General features: G+C 44.3%; 17 protein-coding genes and 1 pseudogene. 13 read left to right on the plus strand and 5 right to left on the minus strand.

The features are described 5' to 3' along the window. Positions 1–39: 39 nt before the first annotated feature. Genes O3646_RS01200 through O3646_RS01210 form a run of 3 tightly spaced genes read left to right on the plus strand, consistent with a single transcriptional unit; the run spans position 40 to position 2,449 of the window. Positions 40–537, plus strand: coding sequence for a GAF domain-containing protein (locus O3646_RS01200; protein WP_247923400.1), 498 nt, complete (start codon positions 40–42; stop codon positions 535–537). Then, positions 537–2,213: a DNA polymerase III subunit gamma/tau gene (gene dnaX, locus O3646_RS01205; RefSeq protein ID WP_287316250.1), complete on the plus strand. Its 1,677-nt coding sequence runs from the start codon at positions 537–539 to the stop codon at positions 2,211–2,213. The genes O3646_RS01200 and dnaX overlap by 1 nt, the downstream gene beginning before the upstream one ends. A gap of 38 nt (positions 2,214–2,251) precedes the next feature. After that, on the plus strand, positions 2,252–2,449 hold the full coding sequence (locus tag O3646_RS01210; protein ID WP_003002577.1) for a DUF3272 family protein: 198 nt from the start codon (positions 2,252–2,254) through the stop codon (positions 2,447–2,449). Positions 2,450–2,491: 42 nt separating this feature from the next. Here the strand turns inward: O3646_RS01210 and O3646_RS01215 are convergent, their stop codons facing one another. Both O3646_RS01215 and O3646_RS01220 read right to left on the minus strand, forming a co-directional pair. After that, positions 2,492–4,036: a helix-turn-helix domain-containing protein gene (locus O3646_RS01215; protein ID WP_371610403.1), complete on the minus strand. Its 1,545-nt coding sequence runs from the start codon at positions 4,034–4,036 to the stop codon at positions 2,492–2,494. Beyond that, positions 4,017–5,684, minus strand: coding sequence for a sensor histidine kinase (locus O3646_RS01220; protein WP_371610404.1), 1,668 nt, complete (start codon positions 5,682–5,684; stop codon positions 4,017–4,019). Before O3646_RS01220 ends, O3646_RS01215 begins: the two co-directional genes overlap by 20 nt. Positions 5,685–5,879: 195 nt before the next feature. Between O3646_RS01220 and O3646_RS01225 the strand changes: the two genes are divergently transcribed. The 9 genes from O3646_RS01225 to O3646_RS01265 all read left to right on the plus strand — a co-directional run bounded on the left by O3646_RS01225 (position 5,880) and on the right by O3646_RS01265 (position 15,553). Then, positions 5,880–6,797 (plus strand): sugar ABC transporter permease, encoded by a 918-nt coding sequence (locus tag O3646_RS01225; protein ID WP_024055802.1) that lies wholly within the window; start codon positions 5,880–5,882, stop codon positions 6,795–6,797. A 15-nt stretch (positions 6,798–6,812) separates the two neighbouring features. Next, on the plus strand, positions 6,813–7,709 hold the full coding sequence (locus tag O3646_RS01230) for a carbohydrate ABC transporter permease (RefSeq protein WP_049475288.1): 897 nt from the start codon (positions 6,813–6,815) through the stop codon (positions 7,707–7,709). Positions 7,710–7,718: 9 nt separating this feature from the next. Next, complete coding sequence (locus tag O3646_RS01235; RefSeq protein ID WP_031575601.1) at positions 7,719–9,281, plus strand: extracellular solute-binding protein; 1,563 nt, start codon at positions 7,719–7,721, stop codon at positions 9,279–9,281. A 104-nt stretch (positions 9,282–9,385) separates the two neighbouring features. After that, on the plus strand, positions 9,386–10,024 hold the full coding sequence (locus O3646_RS01240) for a YesL family protein (protein WP_371610405.1): 639 nt from the start codon (positions 9,386–9,388) through the stop codon (positions 10,022–10,024). A gap of 181 nt (positions 10,025–10,205) precedes the next feature. Then, the gene (locus O3646_RS01245) at positions 10,206–11,468 is read left to right on the plus strand and encodes an ABC transporter permease (RefSeq protein ID WP_070675749.1); all 1,263 of its coding nucleotides are present in this window, start codon (positions 10,206–10,208) and stop codon (positions 11,466–11,468) included. A 15-nt stretch (positions 11,469–11,483) separates the two neighbouring features. Continuing rightward, positions 11,484–12,116, plus strand: coding sequence for an ABC transporter ATP-binding protein (locus tag O3646_RS01250; protein WP_247923394.1), 633 nt, complete (start codon positions 11,484–11,486; stop codon positions 12,114–12,116). 12 nt (positions 12,117–12,128) lie between these two features. Continuing rightward, the gene (locus O3646_RS01255; protein ID WP_247923393.1) at positions 12,129–13,505 is read left to right on the plus strand and encodes an ABC transporter permease; all 1,377 of its coding nucleotides are present in this window, start codon (positions 12,129–12,131) and stop codon (positions 13,503–13,505) included. 72 nt (positions 13,506–13,577) lie between these two features. After that, positions 13,578–14,231 (plus strand): response regulator transcription factor, encoded by a 654-nt coding sequence (locus O3646_RS01260; protein WP_070466194.1) that lies wholly within the window; start codon positions 13,578–13,580, stop codon positions 14,229–14,231. Then, positions 14,228–15,553 (plus strand): HAMP domain-containing sensor histidine kinase, encoded by a 1,326-nt coding sequence (locus O3646_RS01265; protein WP_070466193.1) that lies wholly within the window; start codon positions 14,228–14,230, stop codon positions 15,551–15,553. The genes O3646_RS01260 and O3646_RS01265 overlap by 4 nt, the downstream gene beginning before the upstream one ends. Before the next feature lie 190 nt (positions 15,554–15,743). Here the strand turns inward: O3646_RS01265 and O3646_RS01270 are convergent, their stop codons facing one another. Together O3646_RS01270 and O3646_RS01275 are read right to left on the minus strand one after the other, a co-directional pair. Then, entirely contained in the window at positions 15,744–16,433 is a 690-nt protein-coding gene (locus tag O3646_RS01270) for an ABC transporter ATP-binding protein (RefSeq protein ID WP_070675743.1), read from the minus strand. A 1-nt stretch (position 16,434) separates the two neighbouring features. Next, positions 16,435–17,538, minus strand: a complete 1,104-nt coding sequence (locus tag O3646_RS01275) for an ABC transporter permease (RefSeq protein WP_371610406.1) — start codon at positions 17,536–17,538, stop codon at positions 16,435–16,437. Positions 17,539–18,214: 676 nt separating this feature from the next. Between O3646_RS01275 and O3646_RS01280 the strand changes: the two are divergent. After that, positions 18,215–18,378, plus strand: a pseudogene (locus tag O3646_RS01280) (IS3 family transposase); the annotation flags it as partial. A 321-nt stretch (positions 18,379–18,699) separates the two neighbouring features. Here O3646_RS01280 and O3646_RS01285 read toward each other — a convergent pair. Beyond that, positions 18,700–19,002, minus strand: a complete 303-nt coding sequence (locus O3646_RS01285) for a hypothetical protein (protein ID WP_371610407.1) — start codon at positions 19,000–19,002, stop codon at positions 18,700–18,702.

Genomic DNA, 19,002 nt, shown 5'->3' on the forward strand with positions numbered 1-19,002 from the left:
AGCTTAATTTTTGAGCAAAGATTTGGTATAATGAAAGGTATGAAACATTCGGAAAAAGAATCACAATACCAGCTCTTGCTGGCTCAATTAGATGCTCTCTTAATGGGAGAAACCAATGCCTTGGCTAATCTTTCCAATGCCAGTGCTCTTTTAAATCAAGCCCTGCCTCGTTCGGTCTTTGCAGGTTTTTATTTGTATGATCAAACGGAATTGATCTTGGGACCTTTTCAGGGAGGTGTTTCTTGTGTTCATATCGCTCTTGGAAAGGGTGTCTGTGGAGAAGCAGCTCAAGAGCAGAAAACCATTATTGTCGATGATGTGCGCCAGCATGCCAACTATATTTCCTGTGATAGTCGGGCTATGAGTGAGATTGTGGTGCCTATGGTCAAGGACGGTCAGCTCCTTGGAGTTTTAGATCTGGATTCGGAGTGTGTCTCTGACTATGATCAGCTGGATCAGGAGTATTTGGAAAAGTTTGTCGCTATCTTGATCGATAAGACAAACTGGGACTTTAAGATGTTTGGAGTTAAGAACTAATGTATCAAGCTTTATATCGGAAATACCGTAGCCAGACCTTTGGCCAATTGGTCGGCCAGCAAGTGGTGGCACGGACGTTGAGACAGGCAGTGGAGCAGGAGAAGATCAGCCATGCCTATCTCTTTTCGGGTCCTCGTGGTACTGGGAAAACCAGTGTGGCCAAGATCTTTGCTAAGGCTATGAACTGTCCTAATCAAGTCAATGGGGAGCCTTGTAACGACTGCTATATCTGTGAATCCATTACCAATGGGAGCCTAGAAGATGTCATTGAGATCGATGCAGCCTCCAACAATGGGGTCGATGAAATTCGCGATATTCGCGACAAGTCGACCTATGCTCCAAGTCTAGCCAAGCACAAGGTCTACATTATCGATGAGGTCCATATGCTCTCAACAGGGGCCTTTAATGCCTTGTTGAAGACGCTGGAAGAGCCGACAGAGAATGTGGTCTTTATCCTTGCAACAACGGAGTTACACAAGATTCCTGCGACCATTCTGTCACGGGTGCAACGCTTTGAATTCAAATCCATCAAACTGCCGGATATCGTTCACCATTTGGAAAGCATCCTAGCTACAGAAGGGATTGCCTATGAAGCAGATGCTGTGCAGATCATCGCTCGACGCGCTGAAGGTGGGATGCGGGATGCCTTGTCCATTTTGGACCAAGCCCTGAGTCTGACTGCGGGTAGTGAATTGACGACAGCGATCGCCGAAGAAATCACCGGTTCCATCAGTCTAGCTGCGCTCGATCAGTACGTGGCTGCCATCCTGGCTCATGATGCGACAGCGGCGCTGGATCAGCTGGCGATTATCTTTGATAACGGTAAGAATATGGCCCGTTTCGTCACGGACTTACTTCAATATTTGAGAGATCTCTTGATTGTTCAGACAGGTGGAGAAAATACCCACAATAGTGACTTGTTTGCAGCGAATCTTGAAGCCGATCAAGCCCGTCTTTTTGCCCTGATTGACCAGGCGACAACCAGTCTAGCGGATATCAAAAATAGTCTGCAACCGCGCATTTACACTGAAATGATGACCATTAAATTGGCTGAAAGTACGGACCAAGTTTCTAACTCAGCAGCTGTGGAGGTTCCTTCCAATGTGCTAGCTCAGCTGGAAGACTTGAAGAAGGAAGTCGCTCAACTCAAGCAACAGTTAGCGCAATCAGGTAGTAGTCTTCCTGCTTCAAAACCGGCAGTAACTCGTCCAACCAAGTCGAGCAAGGGCTACCGTGCAGATCGAAACAAGGTCAATGCCATTTTACAAGAGGCGGTTGAAAACCCAGAGTTGGCACGGACCAACTTGATCCGTCTTCAGAACGCTTGGGGGGAAATCATCGAGAGCTTGGCAGGTGCGGATAAGGCCCTCTTAATCGGATCTCAGCCGGTCGCTGCCAATGAAAATCACGCTATTTTAGCCTTTGAGTCTGCCTTTAATGCTGAACAGACTATGAAGCGGGACAACCTCAATACCATGTTTGGAAATATCCTCAGCAATGCTGCTGGCTTCTCGCCAGAGATTTTAGCGGTTTCGATGGAAGAATGGACCCAAATCCGGGCAGAGTTTTCGGCTAAGGCGCGTGGGCAAAAAGCGGAAGTGGTAGAAGAAGAGGAAAGTGTCATTCCTGAGGAATTTCACTTTTTATCCGATAAAATCACTTTGCAAGACGATTAATACATGAATTTTTTACTGAATCATGGTAAAATAATTTTATGAATAGAAAACAATTTGCAGTGATAGCAGTCTTTACTGCTATGGAGACTTATTTTTTCAATGAAGCGACCATGGCGGGTCAAATGCTCTTTGCATGTTTTTGGGCCCTCTTGATCTTACGCAATCTCCAGACGGCCTATATGGTGGAGAAAATTGCTAGTGCCATTGAAAAAGAAATCAGAAAGAAAAGAAAATAAAACCTTTGAAAAGAAATCCTTTTTCAAAGGTTTTTTTCTTGTTTAAAAGGCTTCTTGGCATTGCTTGCGGTAATCTCCTGGGGAGAGGCCGACCTTCTGTTTAAAAGCCTTTGTAAAGTAGGAGTAGTTGTCATAGCCCACCTGGAGGGCAACTTGGTAAATAGGGGTATCGCTTTGCGATAGCATCTCTTTTGCGGCGGCCATCCGTTTATCAGTGATGTATTTCACCAGGGTTTCGCCGGTATCGCGCTTAAACACCCGTGCTAGATGATCTGGACTAAGAAATACCATCTCTGCCAGCTTGGTGCGACTGATATCCTCCTTGTAATGGTGGTCGATGTAGTCGGTGATCCGCTGGATGAGATTAGATTGGTGTTCTAGATCAATCACATAATGGCGAGCAGAGCTCCAGTAATCCCCAATATAGGCTTCAAAAGCTTCGATAGCATGAAACCGCCGTTCGAAGAGAAATTGATGGTGTTTGTTTTGAAATAACTTGTGGGCGAGAATGCCGTTCTTGTCCAGATAAATCCCAATTTGCTGGGTCCAGTCTAGCTGGAGTTCACTCAGAGCTGAGAGCGGGATGCGATCTTGATTCTCTAAGCTATGGATGATTTGGAGGAGCTGTTCTGTCTCTAGCTGATTTGTAAAAGTGAGCGATGTCCGATGAGCAGGCTTTTGAGGTTGTGGAGCCAAAGAAGCATAGGATTGGATACTGTCCCAATGGAAGACTTGTTCCTCACTGTATTGGCAGAGTTGCAGAGCCTTCATCAAGAGCGTCTCAAGGGAAATAGCGTCTGAATAGAGAAGGATAGAGGATCGGTCTAAGTCTTGCTGGATCTTCTGCTGGATAGCTTTTAAGAAGTCTGCACACTCTGTAGTCTGATTCTTTTTGAAGAGGCAGAGGTAGCGATCGGTCTGGCTTTCGATTTTACTGAGGGCGCAGTAGTGGATAGGGAAATCCAGGGAGAGCTCCTTGATACAATGGCGGAGCTGCAAGCGCCAAGAAGGGACGCTGGGGTGAAAGTCTTCTTCAACTAAGTGGAGAGTGATGAGGACTAAGAGGTAGTCTTCATGTGGTTTGGGGCTATAGCCTAGTTTTGTTACTTCTTGAAGGAGCTGTTCTGCTTGAGATGGACGCGGTTTTCGCAAGTAGTCATGCCAAAACTCAGCTTCTTTTTGCCCTTGCTGGGCTAATTGGGTCGCACTCTTGTGGCGCTTGATCTTATTGAGGGCTTTTTGAATGATAAATTCTAAGCGGTCGGGGTCAATCGGTTTGAGGTAGTATTCAAAACTTTGGAGTTCAATGGCTTTTTGGGCATAATTGAAATCAGCATAATTGGTGAGGAAGATCGTTTGAATGTCATATTTTTCTGACCGGACCCAGGCTAGGAGATCTAACCCACTGCCTTGTGGCATCTCGATATCACTGATCATGAGGGCAATCGGGTGACTTTGAATGATGGCTTGGGCTTGGCTCAGACTGGAGGCAGTATATACCTGCTCAATGCCCAAGGCTTCCCAATGGATGGTTTCCTGTAGGGCTTTAATGATAAAACGATCATCGTCAACGAGTAGGATATTCATGTGTGTCTCCTTTGTAGGGTTCATAAGGAAGGCTCAGTTGGATGCGTGCCCCTCCCTGGGTTCCATTTGAAAATTGAAGCATGTAGTGATCTGGATAGAGGAGATCTAGTCGTTCCCGTGCATTGGTCAAACCAATGTGGTGGCCATCTTCTGTGACTAAGGATTTTTTCTCTGCTAGATCTTGTAAGATAGCGGAGCTAAAACCAGGACCATTATCCTGAAGGCAAATGGCAAGGTGTTGGTTTGCTTCTTCATGAATAGAAAGCTGGATGTGGAAGGAATCTTGGAAAGAAAAGCCGTGTTTGATGGCATTTTCCACAAAGGTTTGTAACAGCAGAGGGGGAATAGCCGCATCTTTCAGACCAGGATCCCAGTCCAGATCAAAGTGGATGCTGTCCCCATAGCGGATTTTCTGGATTTCTAGGTAATTTCGGATATGTTGGATTTCATCTGCTAAGCGATTGAAATCTTGATTGGCTTGAAAGAGGTGACGCAAGTAGTTGGAAGTCACCTTGGTCAATTCCTCGATTTCCTTATAGTCCTTGGTCTGGAGCATGCTGTGAATCATGGAAAGCATGTTGAGATAAAAATGGGGTCGGATTTGATTTTTGAGGTAATTGAGTTCAACTTTTTTGAGATTGAGTTGCGCGTGGTAGGCTCGAATTTGAAGGTCTTTCATATGGATCAGGACCTGATTGAGCTTGTGATTGGCTTGATCGATCTCTAAGATCCCTTGGTCTTCGATCACATCTAGCTTGGTGGAAGCAGCGTCTAGCTGAGAAAGGCGTTGGGTGAGTCGTTTGATCGGTTGGATCATCCGTTGACGAATATAAAGGATCAGAATGGTAGAGAGAACGGCGATGATCAAAGGAACCAAAGAAAGAAGGGTTTCCAGTACGATATTTGTACGGAAAACGTCTCCGTAATCAACTGTCACATACAGATCAAAAGGCAGGTGGGTTTGATTGCTACCGGCTTGAATGACGGAATCTGTAGCATGGATCTGGTTGGGGCGTTCGATGGATAAGCGCCCTTTTTTCCCGATATTGAGCTTTTGCAAGGGTTTTAAAATATCCTGGGTAGAAATGATAGCATAGATAGCCTTGCCCTTGTAATGGAGGGATTTTAAGAGATAATCATGCTGGTTCAGGCTGATTCGTTGCCATTTTTGATTGGTCTTGTCTGTTTCTTTGTCATAGGTTTTAAGATGATCTTTCAATTGTACATAGTCCAGGTAGGGCAGTTGAAGACTGGAGGCATTGAAAAAATGGGGGATATCTCTTGTCTCTATGAAAAAGGTGATGGGGCTATCCATCTGGTACTGAAACTCCGTGAAATCAATTCGCAGTTTTTTTAGATTTTCATGAAAATCCGTGAAATCAAGTGGGCTATTGAGCTCTGTCAAATAGTCATTGTGACTAATGGTACTGTACATAAAACGCTCGACGGAGTGAAGCTCTGTGTTTAAGGAATCTGCATAGATATGAATCGAGTCCTCTAAATGGAGCATATTTTGGTGTTTAATAAAATTTCGGCTAATCCCACCAATCAAAAGGTTGATCAAGGTATTGACGACTAAGAGGAGAAAGAGTAGGCGCGAAAAAAATTGAATCGAGTGATCTCGTGTACTTCTGTGAATAGCTTTCATAATGAGCACCTCACATATATTATAGCACTATTTGAAAACGGATTCATGAACAAAACCGATAGTAAAGTAAAAAAAATCGGGATAGTGCATGTTTTTGTGTGGAGAAAACGGAAAAGTGAATGAAGATGCACGAAAAAGTTCTATAAAGATGGAAAAGATTCCTATAAAATAAAGGAGAAAGAAAAGGAGGGCCTTATGAAAAGCGAAGTGAATGCGAAGCAGAGCAAATTGAAGAAAAATATTCCTTTATATGTGCTGCTCCTGCCATCGATTATTTTATTAATTTTATTTGCCTATATCCCTATGGCGGGTCTAGTCATCGCTTTTAAAGATTACTCTCCCGCTACTGGGATATTTGGAAGTCCTTGGGCTGGTCTCAAGTATTTTAACCAGTTCTTCTCATCCTTCCAATTTGCGACAACCATGAAGAATACCTTGAAAATTTCTATTTACAGTATTCTGGTTGGTTTTCCATTGCCGATTGTTCTAGCTATTATTTGCAACCAGATTCGTGTGGGCAAGTTCAAAAAAATCTTTCAAGTAACAACTTATTTGCCTCATTTTATCTCGACCATGGTCATGTGTGGGATGATTATTCTCTTTCTCTCTCCAAGTAGTGGACTGTTAGCCAATGTCCTCAAATTGGTCGGCTTAAAGATGCCTGCCCTCTTATCCAAACCGGGTAGCTTTGCAGGTGTCTATGTCTGGAGCGATGTTTGGCAACATATCGGTTGGGATAGTATCATCTATCTAGCCGCTCTATCGGCCATTGATCCGACCTTTTATGAGGCGGCGACTATGGACGGGGCGAGTCGATTGCAAAAGATCCGTCATATTGACTTACCCTTACTGTTACCAACGGCGATGATTCTCTTGATTCTCAGAGCAGGAAGCCTACTCAGTGTTGGTTTTGAAAAGGTCTTGCTCTTGCAAAATCCACTTAATCTGGCAGGAAGTGAAATCATTTCGACCTATGTCTACAAAGTGGGGATGATTAATTTCCAATATAGTTATTCGACAGCGATCGGTCTCTTTAATACCTTGGTCAACTTGATCATCTTACTGTCGGTCAACTGGTTTGCGAAACGCTATACCAAGACAGGATTGTTCTAGAAAGGAGGAGAAATTGTGAAATTGTTTCAACATGCGAGAAAGACCAAGTCAGAAATTCTCTTTGATGTTTTTATCTATGGTCTAGCGATTTGCTTGATTCTCTTGATTGTCTACCCTTTGTGGTTTGTTATCATTGCCTCCTTTAGTAATCCGTCTGATGTGGCAACTGGTAAGGTTTGGTTTATCCCGAGGGAATGGCGACTAGATGGCTATCAACGCTTGATTGAACAGCCTTTGTTTCTAAAGAGCTATCTCAACACTATCCTCTACACGGTTGTTGGGACCATCGTTGCCCTGGTCATTAATATCCCAGCTGGTTACGCCTTGTCGCGAAAGGACCTCTTTGCTAAGAAATGGGTCAGTGTCTTCTTTATCGTTCCCATGTTTGTCTCTGGGGGCTTGATTCCCATTTATTTGACAGTGAAACAATTGGGATTGGTCGACACCTTCTGGGTAATGGTTGTACCGTTTGCAGTATCTCCTTACAATATTGTTGTAGCTCGGACTTTCTTTAACAATAGTATTCCAGAAGGGATGTGGGAAGCTGCCCAGATCGATGGGTGCGGAACCATTCATTACTTCAGAAAGATCGTGCTCCCCTTGTCCAAGGCTATTATTGCCGTTATTGGACTTTGGACAGCAGTAGGGATCTGGAATTCTTGGTTCAATGCTCTGATTTATTTGACCAATGAAAATCTTCAACCCCTGCAACTGATCCTGCGCCGTCTCTTAATTAGTAATCAAATGTTGCAATCGCAAGCAACAGGGGAGGTAGCTTCTGACCTCCGTATTAAGGCTGATATGATGAAATATGCAGCCATCGTTATCTCAACAGCACCGATTATGATGCTGTATCCATTCGTCCAAAAATACTTTAATCAAGGTGTCATGATAGGGGCCTTGAAAGAATAGGAGAAGATCATGAAAAACAGGAAATTTGCCTATCTGCTCCTGGGAGCAGCTGCTTTAGCTGGATTGACGGCTTGTGGAGCTTCCACAAATAAATCAAGCAATGACAAGAATGATGGAAACACCTTCAAAATCACGACCGTTCGTTGGTCGGATTGGGGGGAAGACTATCACAAAGGTTTTCTAGATGATTCAGCCAAGGAATCAGGTATCAAGATCAAATGGGATACCATGGTAGCTGCAGACTGGTCTGATAAGAAATCTGTTCTTGTTGCCAGTGGAGATTTACCAGACGCTTTCTTGGGATCCAATGCCTTCACGGATTCTGAAATCGCTCAGAACCAAAATATGTTCATTCCATTGGAAGATTTGATCAAGGATAATATGCCAAACTTGAACAAGGCCTTTGAAAAAGAACCGAAATTAAAAGCCATGGTGACCAACCCAGATGGTCATATTTACAGCCTACCTAAGAAATTGCCAATGCGGCCAATCGTCGGCAACCAGCTCTTTATTAATAAGAAATGGTTGGACAACCTTGGCTTGAAGATGCCGGAAACCTATGATGAATTGGTGACTGTTTTACAAGCCTTCAAGGACAAGGATGCTAATGGCAATGGCGATGTCAATGATGAAATTCCATTTGGCTCTGGTAACTTTGATCCGACCTTCTCTTATATCTTGCCATTCAACAACCGTCTGGGTGGAGATAATACCTATGAAATGTCCGTCAAAGATGGCAAACCGGTCTACCTCCGGACGGAAGAAAGTTATAAACAAGGAATAGCGGCGATGCATGAAGCCTACAAGAAAGGCTTGATCGACCCTGAACTCTTTACAGAAGATACCTCCATGTCTGTTGCCAAACGGATGGACAAGGGAGTGGCACGTGTCGGTGTATCAAGTGGTTGGACAGCAGATGCAACCTTCGGCCAACATGCCAGCGAATATGCTCCTCTTCCAGCATTGAAAGGCCCTGATGGCAAACAATATGTCATTTCTGACCCAGATCATTTGAACTATGGACGCAATGAAATCTTGATCACGAATAAGTGCAAGGACCCTGCAAAATTGCTCAAATGGTTGGATAAATTCTACACGGATGATGCCAGCATTCAAAACTTCTATGGATCCTTTGGCATTGCGACTGAAAAAGATGGTGACAAGTACAAGGTTTTGGCTCCAAAAGATGGTAAATCTGCCGATGAATGGGCTTGGATCAATTCCCTTCGTGACTTTGGACCAAAATATGTGTCAGATGATATCAATAGTCATGTCGACATCGACCAAACGCAAGGTGATGGCCTCAAATTGAAGATGGACAAAGAATTGAAACAGTACGCTTTGCCAGCATATCCAAATGTCATCTACTCTCAAGAAGAATTGAACAAATTGTCCTCTATTTATGTCGATATCAACTCCTATGTTACCCAACAAGCTTCTAAATGGGTAGTCGAAGGGGGCGTCGAAAAGGATTGGGACGATTACAAAGCAACCTTGAAGAAGATGGGCATTGATGACTTTATGAAGATTCAACAGGATGCCTATGATCGTTACCAAAAAGAAGTGAAGTAACAGGAGTCTAAATGGATTCAAGTAAGTAACTCAGGGGCCTAAAGCCCCTGAGTGCTTCCTTGGAGGAAGTAGCAGAAATTGAGATGAAGAACAAGGAGAAGAAGATGCAAAAATTATTTTCATTGGATGGACGCTTGGTCAAGACCTTGACCCGGTTGACAGACATCATTATCTTGAACACCTTGTTTATCGTTTGCTGCCTTCCAATTTTCACGATCGGTGCATCGCTTACCGCTTTAGCAACCATGTGGCACCGCTTGTTGAAAGGGGAAGATACGGATCTCGTCTTTCATTTTTTCCGTCTCTTTCGCGCTAATTTCAAGCAAGCGACGGTGATTTGGCTGACTTGCCTAGGCTTATCATCCCTTCTTTATTTGGATTACTGTCTTTTTTCAAATACGGCCTTCTTAAGTGAGTATGGGATTTGGATCTTGCTTCCCTTTATCGTCCTTCTATGTGGAGGGATGACCTTGATCTTCCCTTATATTGGCCTCTTTGAAGACCCTACAAGAAAGGTCTGTTTGAATAGTTTCCTCATTGCTCTCTTAAATCCTATTCAAACCATCTTTCTTATCTTCTTCAATCTGGCAGTAGTTTATATCAGTCTTAGTAGTCCTGAACGGTTGCTGACTGCTATTTATCTCTTTACCTTTGGTGGTTTCGCTCTTTGGAGCTTCTTGAATGTCCGACTGACCGATCAGATCTTTGCAAGGATCCAAGAAGGAGGAATCTTTGAAAAATAAAGTCAAGCAAGTGGGACGTATGTTTTACTGATATTATTTAAATCGAATAAAGTTTCCTAGAAAATCTAGGAAACTTTTTCTATTTCATAAACATTTCACATTTCTTTTCTATAATAACTATAACAAATGATGAAAGCGTCCACATTGTATTATCGTGGACCTTGAAATGGAGGGTGAGTTCATGCTCTTACAACAGGCAATCGCCTATATTTCTCGGAAAAGAACGAGGAATCTGGTTCTCTTTCTGATTCTCCTCTTGATCCTCTCTTGCTTGTATTTCTGTTTTTCACTGATGCAAGTGGGAGAGAGACTGGAGGACCATATCAAGCAGTCGGCTGGGACCAGCTTTGCCCTGACCAGTAAGCAGGGGGCTACTCCCTTTGCACTGAAGGAAGCTGAAAAGGTGCAGCAGCTTTCTGGGATAGGATCCATGGTTCCCCAATATGAAAGTCCCGTTCGCATTCTTGGAAAAGAAGCGGTGACGGGACAGCAGTCGGTAGAGCGGGATGATCTGGGGCAGGAAGCCAAGCAAGCGCTTGGCGCTGTCTTTACCCAGAAGACAGGCCAGCACCTGGATTTCCGCAGTGGTAGTTTCCAACTGGTGCAAGGCAAGCACTTATCCGACAAGGATCGCGGCCAGATCTTGATCCATCAAGAGTTGGCTAAGAAGAACAAGCTAAAGGTCGGAGATTCCTTGACCTTATCCAGCTTTCAGATGGGAGAGACTCCTGCCAAAGAGCAAACCTTTAAAATCGTTGGGATCTTTTCAGGTAAGAAACAGGAAAAATTCACAGGAATGACCTCTGATCTGAGTGAGAATCAAGTCTACCTCCCTTATGAGGATGCGACCAAGCTCCTTGGTCTCAGTCAGCAAGAAGTGACCCAGGTCACCTTTGGCGTCAAAGATCCTGAGAAAATCGATGCCCTCTTGAAGCAAGTTAAAAGCTTGGATCTGGACTGGCAATCGCTACGCGTGGTCGAAGATCGCAAGGCCTTTGACCAGATGAAAGAATCCTCTCAGACCCTGGAAGGCCTGGTACGGATCATGATGATCGTCCTCCTGGTGACGGGAGCCGGAGCTCTATCGCTCTTACTGAGTCTCTGGACACGGGAGCGGATCCATGAAATCGGCGTCCTCTTATCCATTGGGAAGAGCAAGGGCCGGATCTTTAGACAGTTCCTCTTGGAAGTGGTGCTGGTATCCTTACTAGCGGTGATCCCAGCCTTTCTCATCGGGCGGATGGTCAGCCATCGTTTCTTAGAGCAGTTTGTCGGACAGACCGGTCAACAGCAGACCCTAGAATTACTCAACCAAATCCCTCAAGGCCTTTCCTTAGGAATCGCCTATGCTAGCCTCTTGTGCTTGATCCTTCTGTCACTCGGTGTAACGACCAGCATGATCTGGCGCAAGAGTCCAAAAGAAATATTAACAAAAATGAGTTAAGGAGAAATAACACCTATGTTAGAACTCAAACATGTATCCTATAGCTACCAAAGCTACCAAGAAGAGATCTTCTCAGACGTGAACTATCAGTTCGCAAATGGGACATTTTACAGCATTATCGGTCAGTCTGGAGCAGGGAAATCGACCCTCCTCTCCCTCTTGGCTGGTCTGGACAATCCCAAGAAGGGGCAGGTTCTCTTTGATGGGGAGGACATCCAGACCAAAGGGTCTAGCTACCACCGCAAGCACCATGTCTCCCTGGTCTTTCAGAATTACAATCTGATTGATTATTTGACGCCACTGGAAAATGTCCGCCTGGTCAACAAACAAGCTGGGAAAGACATTCTCTTGGAGTTGGGATTGGACGAAACGCAAATCAAACGCAATGTCCTGCAACTATCCGGAGGGCAGCAACAGCGGGTGGCCATTGCGCGTGCGCTCGTTTCAGAAGCACCTGTCATCTTGGCAGATGAGCCAACAGGAAACCTTGACGAACAGACAGCCGGTGACATCATTGCCATTTTGAAGAAGTTGGCCAAGGAACGCCAAAAATGTGTCATCGTCGTCACCCACAGTAAGGAAGTGGCGGAGGCCTCCGATGTGGTCTTGGAATTGAGTCGCCGTAGCCTTGTCGAGAAGAGCAAGTAAGGAGGGAATGCTATGTTGCGAAATGCTTTTGCTTATATCACACGTAAATGGCCCAAGTCTCTCTTGCTCTTTGCCATCATTCTCCTCATGGGGACCTTGAGCTTGATCGGACTCTCCATGAAGGGAGCGACCCAAAAAGCTTCATCGGAAAGCCTGGGATCCATTACCAATAGCTTCTCCATGCAGATCAACCGCAGGACCAATCCAGGAACCCCACGGGGAGCTGGGAATCTCAGAGGAGAAGATATCGAAAAAATCAGCCAGGTAGAGGGGATCACCTCCTCCATCAGGCGGATCAATGCCATCGCAGATATCCTAGACCACGAGATCATTGAGACCGAAGAAACCCTGCAAAATCAATCTCCAGAACGGGCTAAGCACTTCAAGAATACCTTGATGGTGACAGGGGTCAATGACTCTTCAAAAGAAGATAAGTTTGTATCTGGAGCCTATAAGCTGGTCCAAGGGGAGCATTTGACGGATAAAGACAAAAACCAAATCCTCATGCACGAAGATTTGGCGAAAAAGAATGGCCTCAAGGTAGGCGATAAGGTGCGCCTCAAGTCCAACCTATATGATGCTGACAATGAAAAAGGGGCCAATGAAACCGTCGAAGTGACCATCAAGGGTCTGTTCTCAGGAAAAAACCAAGCTCCTCTAACTTACGCCCAAGAATTGTATGAAGATACGCTGATCTCTGACTTGGATACAGCGGCCAAACTCTATGGCAATACTGTTCAAACAGCTACCTATGAAGATGCGACCTTCTTTGCCAAAGGGGATCAGGACCTGGATGCCTTGATCGAAAAAATCAAAGCCTTGGATATCCCATGGAATTACTTTGACTTGGTTAAGAGCTCGTCCAACTACCCGGCCTTGCAAAAATCCATCAGCAGCATGTTCCAAGTGGCGGACTATTTGTTTATCGGCAGCCTCATCTTTGCTAGCTTGCTTCTCACCCTTCTCCTCGTCTTGTGGCTCAATGCCCGTCGCAGAGAAGTGGGTATCTTGCTAGCTCTGGGACTCTCCAAGGTGCAGATTGCAGGGCAATTCGTGGCAGAATTGGTCATGATTTCCATCCCCGCCTTCCTCCTCTCCTATGGAGTTGCAGGACTTCTTGCCAAAACAGTCGGAGATACGGTACTCAAGAACGTAACCAGTGGCATTGCCAAACAAATGGCTCAAGAATCCTCTGCAGCCAACCTTGGTGGTGGAGCTGAGGCAGAAAGCTTCAGTAAGACCCTAACAGACCTCCATATGGACATCCAACCGAGCCAATTGTTGGTGATTGTCTTGGTTGGCGGCCTCCTCTTGATTCTCGTATCCATCCTTTCTTCTCAATGGCTCTTGCATAAGAAACCAAAAGATCTCTTGGTGGATGTCGAATAAGAGATTGTTTCCTAAAATAGAAATAGGGTATAATAGGAGGTAGAAGAAGTTTCTTAGATAAAAGGAAAGTGTATGAAGATACTAATCGTAGAAGATGAAGTCCTGATTCGCGAAGGGATGAGCGACTATCTCATGGAATGTGGCTATGAGGTCTTTGAAGCTGGTGATGGGCAGGAGGCCCTGGACCTCTTTCACAGAGAGGCGCCAGATCTGGTCTTGCTGGATATCCAGCTCCCTATCCTCAATGGCTTGGAAGTGCTCAAGACCATCCGGAAGACCAGCTCAGTCCCTGTCCTCATGCTGACGGCCTTCCATGATGAGGACTATAAGTTGACAGCCTTTGGAGAGTTGGCAGATGGCTACCTGGAAAAACCCTTTTCCTTGTCCCTCTTGAAGGTCCGTATCGAAGCTATTTTTAAAAAGCTCCAGCCTTCACGGATCTTCACCTATGGAGAGGCACGGGTGGATTTTGAGAGCTACACAGCCAGTCTAGCTGGGCAAGCCATCTCCATGAATGCCAAGGAGTTGGAAATCTTGGAATACTTGCTCCAGCATGAGGGTAAGGCCCGGACCCGCTCTCAGATCCTCGATGCCGTCTGGAAGGAGACAGAGGAGATTCCTTTTGACCGGGTGATCGATGTCTATATCAAGGAACTACGAAAAAAACTAGAGCTGGACTGTATCGTTACGGTGCGCAATGTCGGCTATAAATTGGAGAGACCATGACCAAACGGAGTATCTTTGCAAAGATCTTTCTGATCACCTTTGCCCTTTTTAGTGGCTTAGTCATCCTTCTACACGCTTCGGTTTACTTTATTTTCCCATCGACCTATATCGAGTCTCAGCGCCAGACGATTTTGAAGAAATCACAGGCCTTGGCCAAAAGTTTTCAAGGCCAGGAAGAAGGGACCATTGAGTCGGTCATTGACCTTTATTCTAAGACCAATGATATCAAGGTCTCGATCAAGGGCAAGGAAAAACAAAATGCCCTAGAGGTCAAGGATGACTTGCTCCTGAACCCGGATAGCCAGAACAATTCCCTGGTCATTGAGGAGCGAAAGATCCAGACTAAAGAGGGGAAGGACTTGACCTTGCAATTCTTAGCAACTGTCGATTCCCAAAAGGAAGCGCGGGACATCAGTCTGGGCTTTCTTCCCTATAGTCTCCTCGCTTCCTTTGTTCTGTCACTGATTGCCTCCTATCTCTATGCCCGCCTGATTTCTGCTCCGATCCTTGAGATCAAGCAGATGACCAAGCGGATGAAGCGACTGGATCGGACGGCCAGTCTTCCCATTCATTCGCAGGATGAGATCGGCGTCCTCAAGCAACAGATCAACGACCTCTATCACCATCTCCTAGAAGTGATCGACAATCTAGAGCAGCAGAAACAGGAAAATCTGAAGTTGGAGCAGATGAAGGTCGAATTCCTACGGGGGGCCTCGCATGAGCTCAAGACGCCGCTAGCCAGCTTGAAGATTATCCTAGAAAATATGCGGGATAAGATTGGCCGCTACAAGGATCGGGACCGCTACCTGTCGGTCTCCCTCGATATCGTCGATGAGATGAACCAGATCGTCCTAGAAATCCTGTCCCTGTCCTCTGTCCAAGAATTGGCCGGTAACAAGGAGTGGATCCAGCTGGATCAGGTCGTAGAGCAGATCCTCGACCAGTACAAGGTCTTGGCTCAATCCCGCGCGCTCACGATTGACAATCAGATCCCTGACAAAGCCGTCTATATGGACCCAGCGATTCTGAAATTGGTTCTCTCAAATGTCATCAGTAATGCCGTTAAGCATTCGGATGCGGGTGGAGAGATCCAGCTCCGTCTCGAAGAGGAAGGGACGCACTTGGCGATTGAAAATGCCAGCCAGGAAATGGTAGAGACCGCCGAGCTGCCAATGACCGCTAGCCGTCAGAAGAAGGAAGGAGGTCTGGGACTCTTCGTGGTCCAACACTTGCTAGACCATGAAGAACTGGCCTACCAATTTGATAAAACAGCTATGGGCTTGCGCTTCCGTATGGAGCTGCCCAAGGAGCCACAAGAATAAAAAAAAGAGAGTGGGGCAGAAATCGGTAATTCGTTAGAATTCGATTTCGTCGTCCCACCTCCGCACAGTTGAGTAGGGCTGTAAAAGCTGATGAAATCAGCGTAGTAGAGCCCACTCAACCACTGCGTCTTGCTCGACAATGCAAAGACAATTGAGAGGCTAGGACTTTTGTCCCAGCCTCTTTTTGTATTTAATCAACCTTTTCTACCTTATGCAATTGGCCGTGTTTTAATTCATAAATGGTATCCACATAGGTCAGGATGGAGCGGTCATGGGTGACCATGATGGCGCTCTTGTTTTTGGATTTGACTTCTTTTTGGATCAATTGGGCGATTTCTTGCCCTCGATCTGGGTCTAGGCTAGCGGTTGGTTCATCGGCTAAGATGACCTGTGGATTTCCGATGAAGGCGCGAGCGATGGCTGCCCGTTGTTTTTGTCCACCGGACATCTGATTCGGATACTGGTGGTAACAAGCTTCGATGCCAAGATCTGCCAGTAAGGCTTTGACTTCCTCTTGGCGTTTTTTCTTGTCCTTTTCCCCTTTTAATTTGGCCACCAGTTCTAATTGGTCACCGATTTTCATATAGGAGAGGAGCTGGTGATCTTGAAAGATAAAGCCGAGTAATTCCAGCCGTTTTTGTGTCCACTGGCCTTGGTTGAGACCGGTCAAGTCTTGGCCAGCGATGCGAATCCGCCCCTCATCCGCTGACAAAAGCAAGCCAGCAATGGCCAAAAGAGTGGACTTACCAGATCCTGAAGGGCCCAAGATGGCGACGAATTCGTTGGGTTCGACGCTTAAATTAAGCTGGTTGAGGACATGGTGCATCTGGCTACCATCGGCGTAGGATTTTCTGATATTTTCTAATTCGATAATGGCCATCTTATTCTCCATTTCCACCAATGACTTCGATTGGATCTACTTTTTTGATTTTGACAAGGGACAAGGCACCACACAAGATAGAGGTCAGGATAAAGCTAACCGAGATGGTGAGATTGTCCTTCAGGGTCATAAAGGAAGGGACGCTATTGGGTAAAAATGGCGCCATCATAGTTGCCAAGCCAAGCCCCAGCAGTACTCCGATGAGGGAGATGATGGTGAGCTGGGATAGTTGGACATAGGTAATCTGGCTCATGGACATGCCAATGGCCTTCAAGACGCCGAACTGTTTCAACTTCTGCAGGGTGAGGATATAGAAGAAGACCCCAAGGATAGCAGAAGAAGCGAGTAAGAGAACCCAAGTGATCATCCTTAGCGTCAGGTTTTGAGCCTTGTAGCCAGGGATTTTATCAATCACCTGCTTCTTATCCGCCACCATTAAGTTGCTGGTTAGATCGTTAGAAGTGATACTTTTCTTGGTCACAAGGGTTTGGGCTTGCCATTGATAGCTTGGATCTGTCTTTTGTCGCATGCCTGTGTAGGTTTCCGAGCTGATAAAGCCAATCTCGCTGTAGCCGTATTTGGCATTTTTCGCGAAGGCCACGACCTTGAGTTTTTGCTTAGAGGTTTTATCGATCACGCGATCGCCGACTTGGATTCCCTCATCCTCTTTGAAAGAACTGTCCAAAATGACCTCGTTTTTCTTTAAGTCGGAGATCTTGAGGTCTGTATCTTCCATGATTGGATTGAGGATTTCTTCTTCATTGTGATCGGTCGCGAAGTAGGTGATATCCAGAGTGTTGGAATCCTCTGTTTTTGAGACGGTTGCTCGCTGGATGGACAAGCCCGAATAGTCCATCCCCTCTATCTTTTGGACCTCATCTAAATCCTTCACCTTAATAGTTGAAAAGGGGATAATCCCTTCTGAATCCGTCGAAAGGATGTAGTGCAGCGACCCATAGTTATCGATTTGGGCCGATACCGACCGGCCCAGTCCATTTGTCAGACCGGACAAGAATACCACCATAAACATGAGGATGGTAATGAGGAGTTCAATCAGGATAAACTTCTTGGGTTGGTATTTCATTTCATTCCATGCGATTTTCATATTCGTTCTCCTTTTAGCACGGAGGTGCTCGAGCAGGGTTGCTAGCACCTAAACATACTCTACCATCATACCACAAGTGGGGGGATAATAGGGGGATGGTGTTTGGTAGAGTATGAAAGGATCGGATTTGTTTAATATGCAAACTTTATTATTATATCATGAAAATAATTAGAAAAACAGACTTGTATTATTTTGAAATTTGTATATGATGAAGGTGTAAGAACTATAAAATAGCCTGTTAGAAAGGGTAATGAAAGAATTAATCAGGCTATATAAAATTGGTGATTGGTAATTAATGTTGTAAAACAAGAAAGGAAAAGGTAAAAAATGCAAATACATAAAAAAATTTTTATAGTAGCGCTGGTTTTATCCATTTGTATCTCACTTTATTTTCTTATCAGTCCGTCTAAAATTCTCACCTTTCCGATTCTTGTGAGTGAATTTGATGAAATAACATTTAAATATTACATGTTTGTAAAGATTGGAATTGTATTATTATTTATCAAATTCTTACTAGATGTATGCTTAGAGTATATCAAGAAATGTTTTAAAGATTATTGATAACTCTTCAAACAAAAGAGTCTGAGACATGAACTGCACCCCAAAAGTTAGACAAAAAAAATCTAACTTTTGGGGTGTTTTTATTATGAAATTGACTTAAAAAGATAAAGTTCAGATCTATGAACTTAGAAAACAAGGATATAGCTTAGAGCAGCTTTCAAATAAATTTGGGATAAACAATTCTAATCTTAGGTACATGATTAAATTGATTGATTGTTACGGAATAGAGTTCGTCAAAAAAGGAAAAACCGTTACTACTCTCCTGAATTAAAACAAGAAAGGATGCTATAAACTCCACACATCCTACATAGACAGTTTCCATTATATTTTTTAATATTCTTCAAAACTATATCTTGTACAAATTATTTAATCTTTCTAACTCTAATACATTCATACATACTTCTACTCCAATAACTTCCCCCTTACTATAAATAATTCCACAAGAAAACACAATCCTATCCTTACTCAAAATATTTGACAATATTACAAATGATTCCAAAACATAATCCTCTATAGTAATAAAACAATTATTTTCATCTTTAAAAAACTCTATAAATCCAATATCCTTACACCTATCACGAAAATGAAACCTAAGTGATCTTAAAAAATAATCAAAAAACACATCATTTTCCATAGAAAACCCTTTCTTTTTAAAAACATTCTGATATAATCATACAAAAAATAAAGGAGAACTGCTATGAAAAAACTTATTTTATTTATAACTACCTTTCTAACTCTTCTTTCATTACTTTCTTCAAGAACAAGTCGCTTAGTCTGGAGTCTTGCATCATGAGATTTTGGTGAGTGTGCTACACTTTGCGCAAAGGCAAGAGACGGCGAAGCGAGACTAAAAGTTAAGATACCTGCAGAAGCAACAACTGCAAAAAATTTAGTAGTTTTCAT

This window comes from Streptococcus sp. 27098_8_148 (assembly GCF_041432105.1).
Taxonomy (GTDB): Bacteria; Bacillota; Bacilli; order Lactobacillales; family Streptococcaceae; genus Streptococcus; species Streptococcus parasanguinis_AE.

Coding starts and splice junctions, on each gene's coding strand:
- O3646_RS01200 (WP_247923400.1), top strand. CDS start 40: ATGAAACATTCGGAAAAAGAATCACAATACCAGCTCTTGCTGGCTCAA.
- dnaX (WP_287316250.1), top strand. CDS start 537: ATGTATCAAGCTTTATATCGGAAATACCGTAGCCAGACCTTTGGCCAA.
- O3646_RS01210 (WP_003002577.1), top strand. CDS start 2,252: ATGAATAGAAAACAATTTGCAGTGATAGCAGTCTTTACTGCTATGGAG.
- O3646_RS01215 (WP_371610403.1), bottom strand. CDS start 4,036: ATGAATATCCTACTCGTTGACGATGATCGTTTTATCATTAAAGCCCTA.
- O3646_RS01220 (WP_371610404.1), bottom strand. CDS start 5,684: ATGAAAGCTATTCACAGAAGTACACGAGATCACTCGATTCAATTTTTT.
- O3646_RS01225 (WP_024055802.1), top strand. CDS start 5,880: ATGAAAAGCGAAGTGAATGCGAAGCAGAGCAAATTGAAGAAAAATATT.
- O3646_RS01235 (WP_031575601.1), top strand. CDS start 7,719: ATGAAAAACAGGAAATTTGCCTATCTGCTCCTGGGAGCAGCTGCTTTA.
- O3646_RS01240 (WP_371610405.1), top strand. CDS start 9,386: ATGCAAAAATTATTTTCATTGGATGGACGCTTGGTCAAGACCTTGACC.
- O3646_RS01245 (WP_070675749.1), top strand. CDS start 10,206: ATGCTCTTACAACAGGCAATCGCCTATATTTCTCGGAAAAGAACGAGG.
- O3646_RS01250 (WP_247923394.1), top strand. CDS start 11,484: ATGTTAGAACTCAAACATGTATCCTATAGCTACCAAAGCTACCAAGAA.
- O3646_RS01255 (WP_247923393.1), top strand. CDS start 12,129: ATGTTGCGAAATGCTTTTGCTTATATCACACGTAAATGGCCCAAGTCT.
- O3646_RS01260 (WP_070466194.1), top strand. CDS start 13,578: ATGAAGATACTAATCGTAGAAGATGAAGTCCTGATTCGCGAAGGGATG.
- O3646_RS01265 (WP_070466193.1), top strand. CDS start 14,228: ATGACCAAACGGAGTATCTTTGCAAAGATCTTTCTGATCACCTTTGCC.
- O3646_RS01270 (WP_070675743.1), bottom strand. CDS start 16,433: ATGGCCATTATCGAATTAGAAAATATCAGAAAATCCTACGCCGATGGT.
- O3646_RS01275 (WP_371610406.1), bottom strand. CDS start 17,538: ATGAAAATCGCATGGAATGAAATGAAATACCAACCCAAGAAGTTTATC.
- O3646_RS01285 (WP_371610407.1), bottom strand. CDS start 19,002: ATGAAAACTACTAAATTTTTTGCAGTTGTTGCTTCTGCAGGTATCTTA.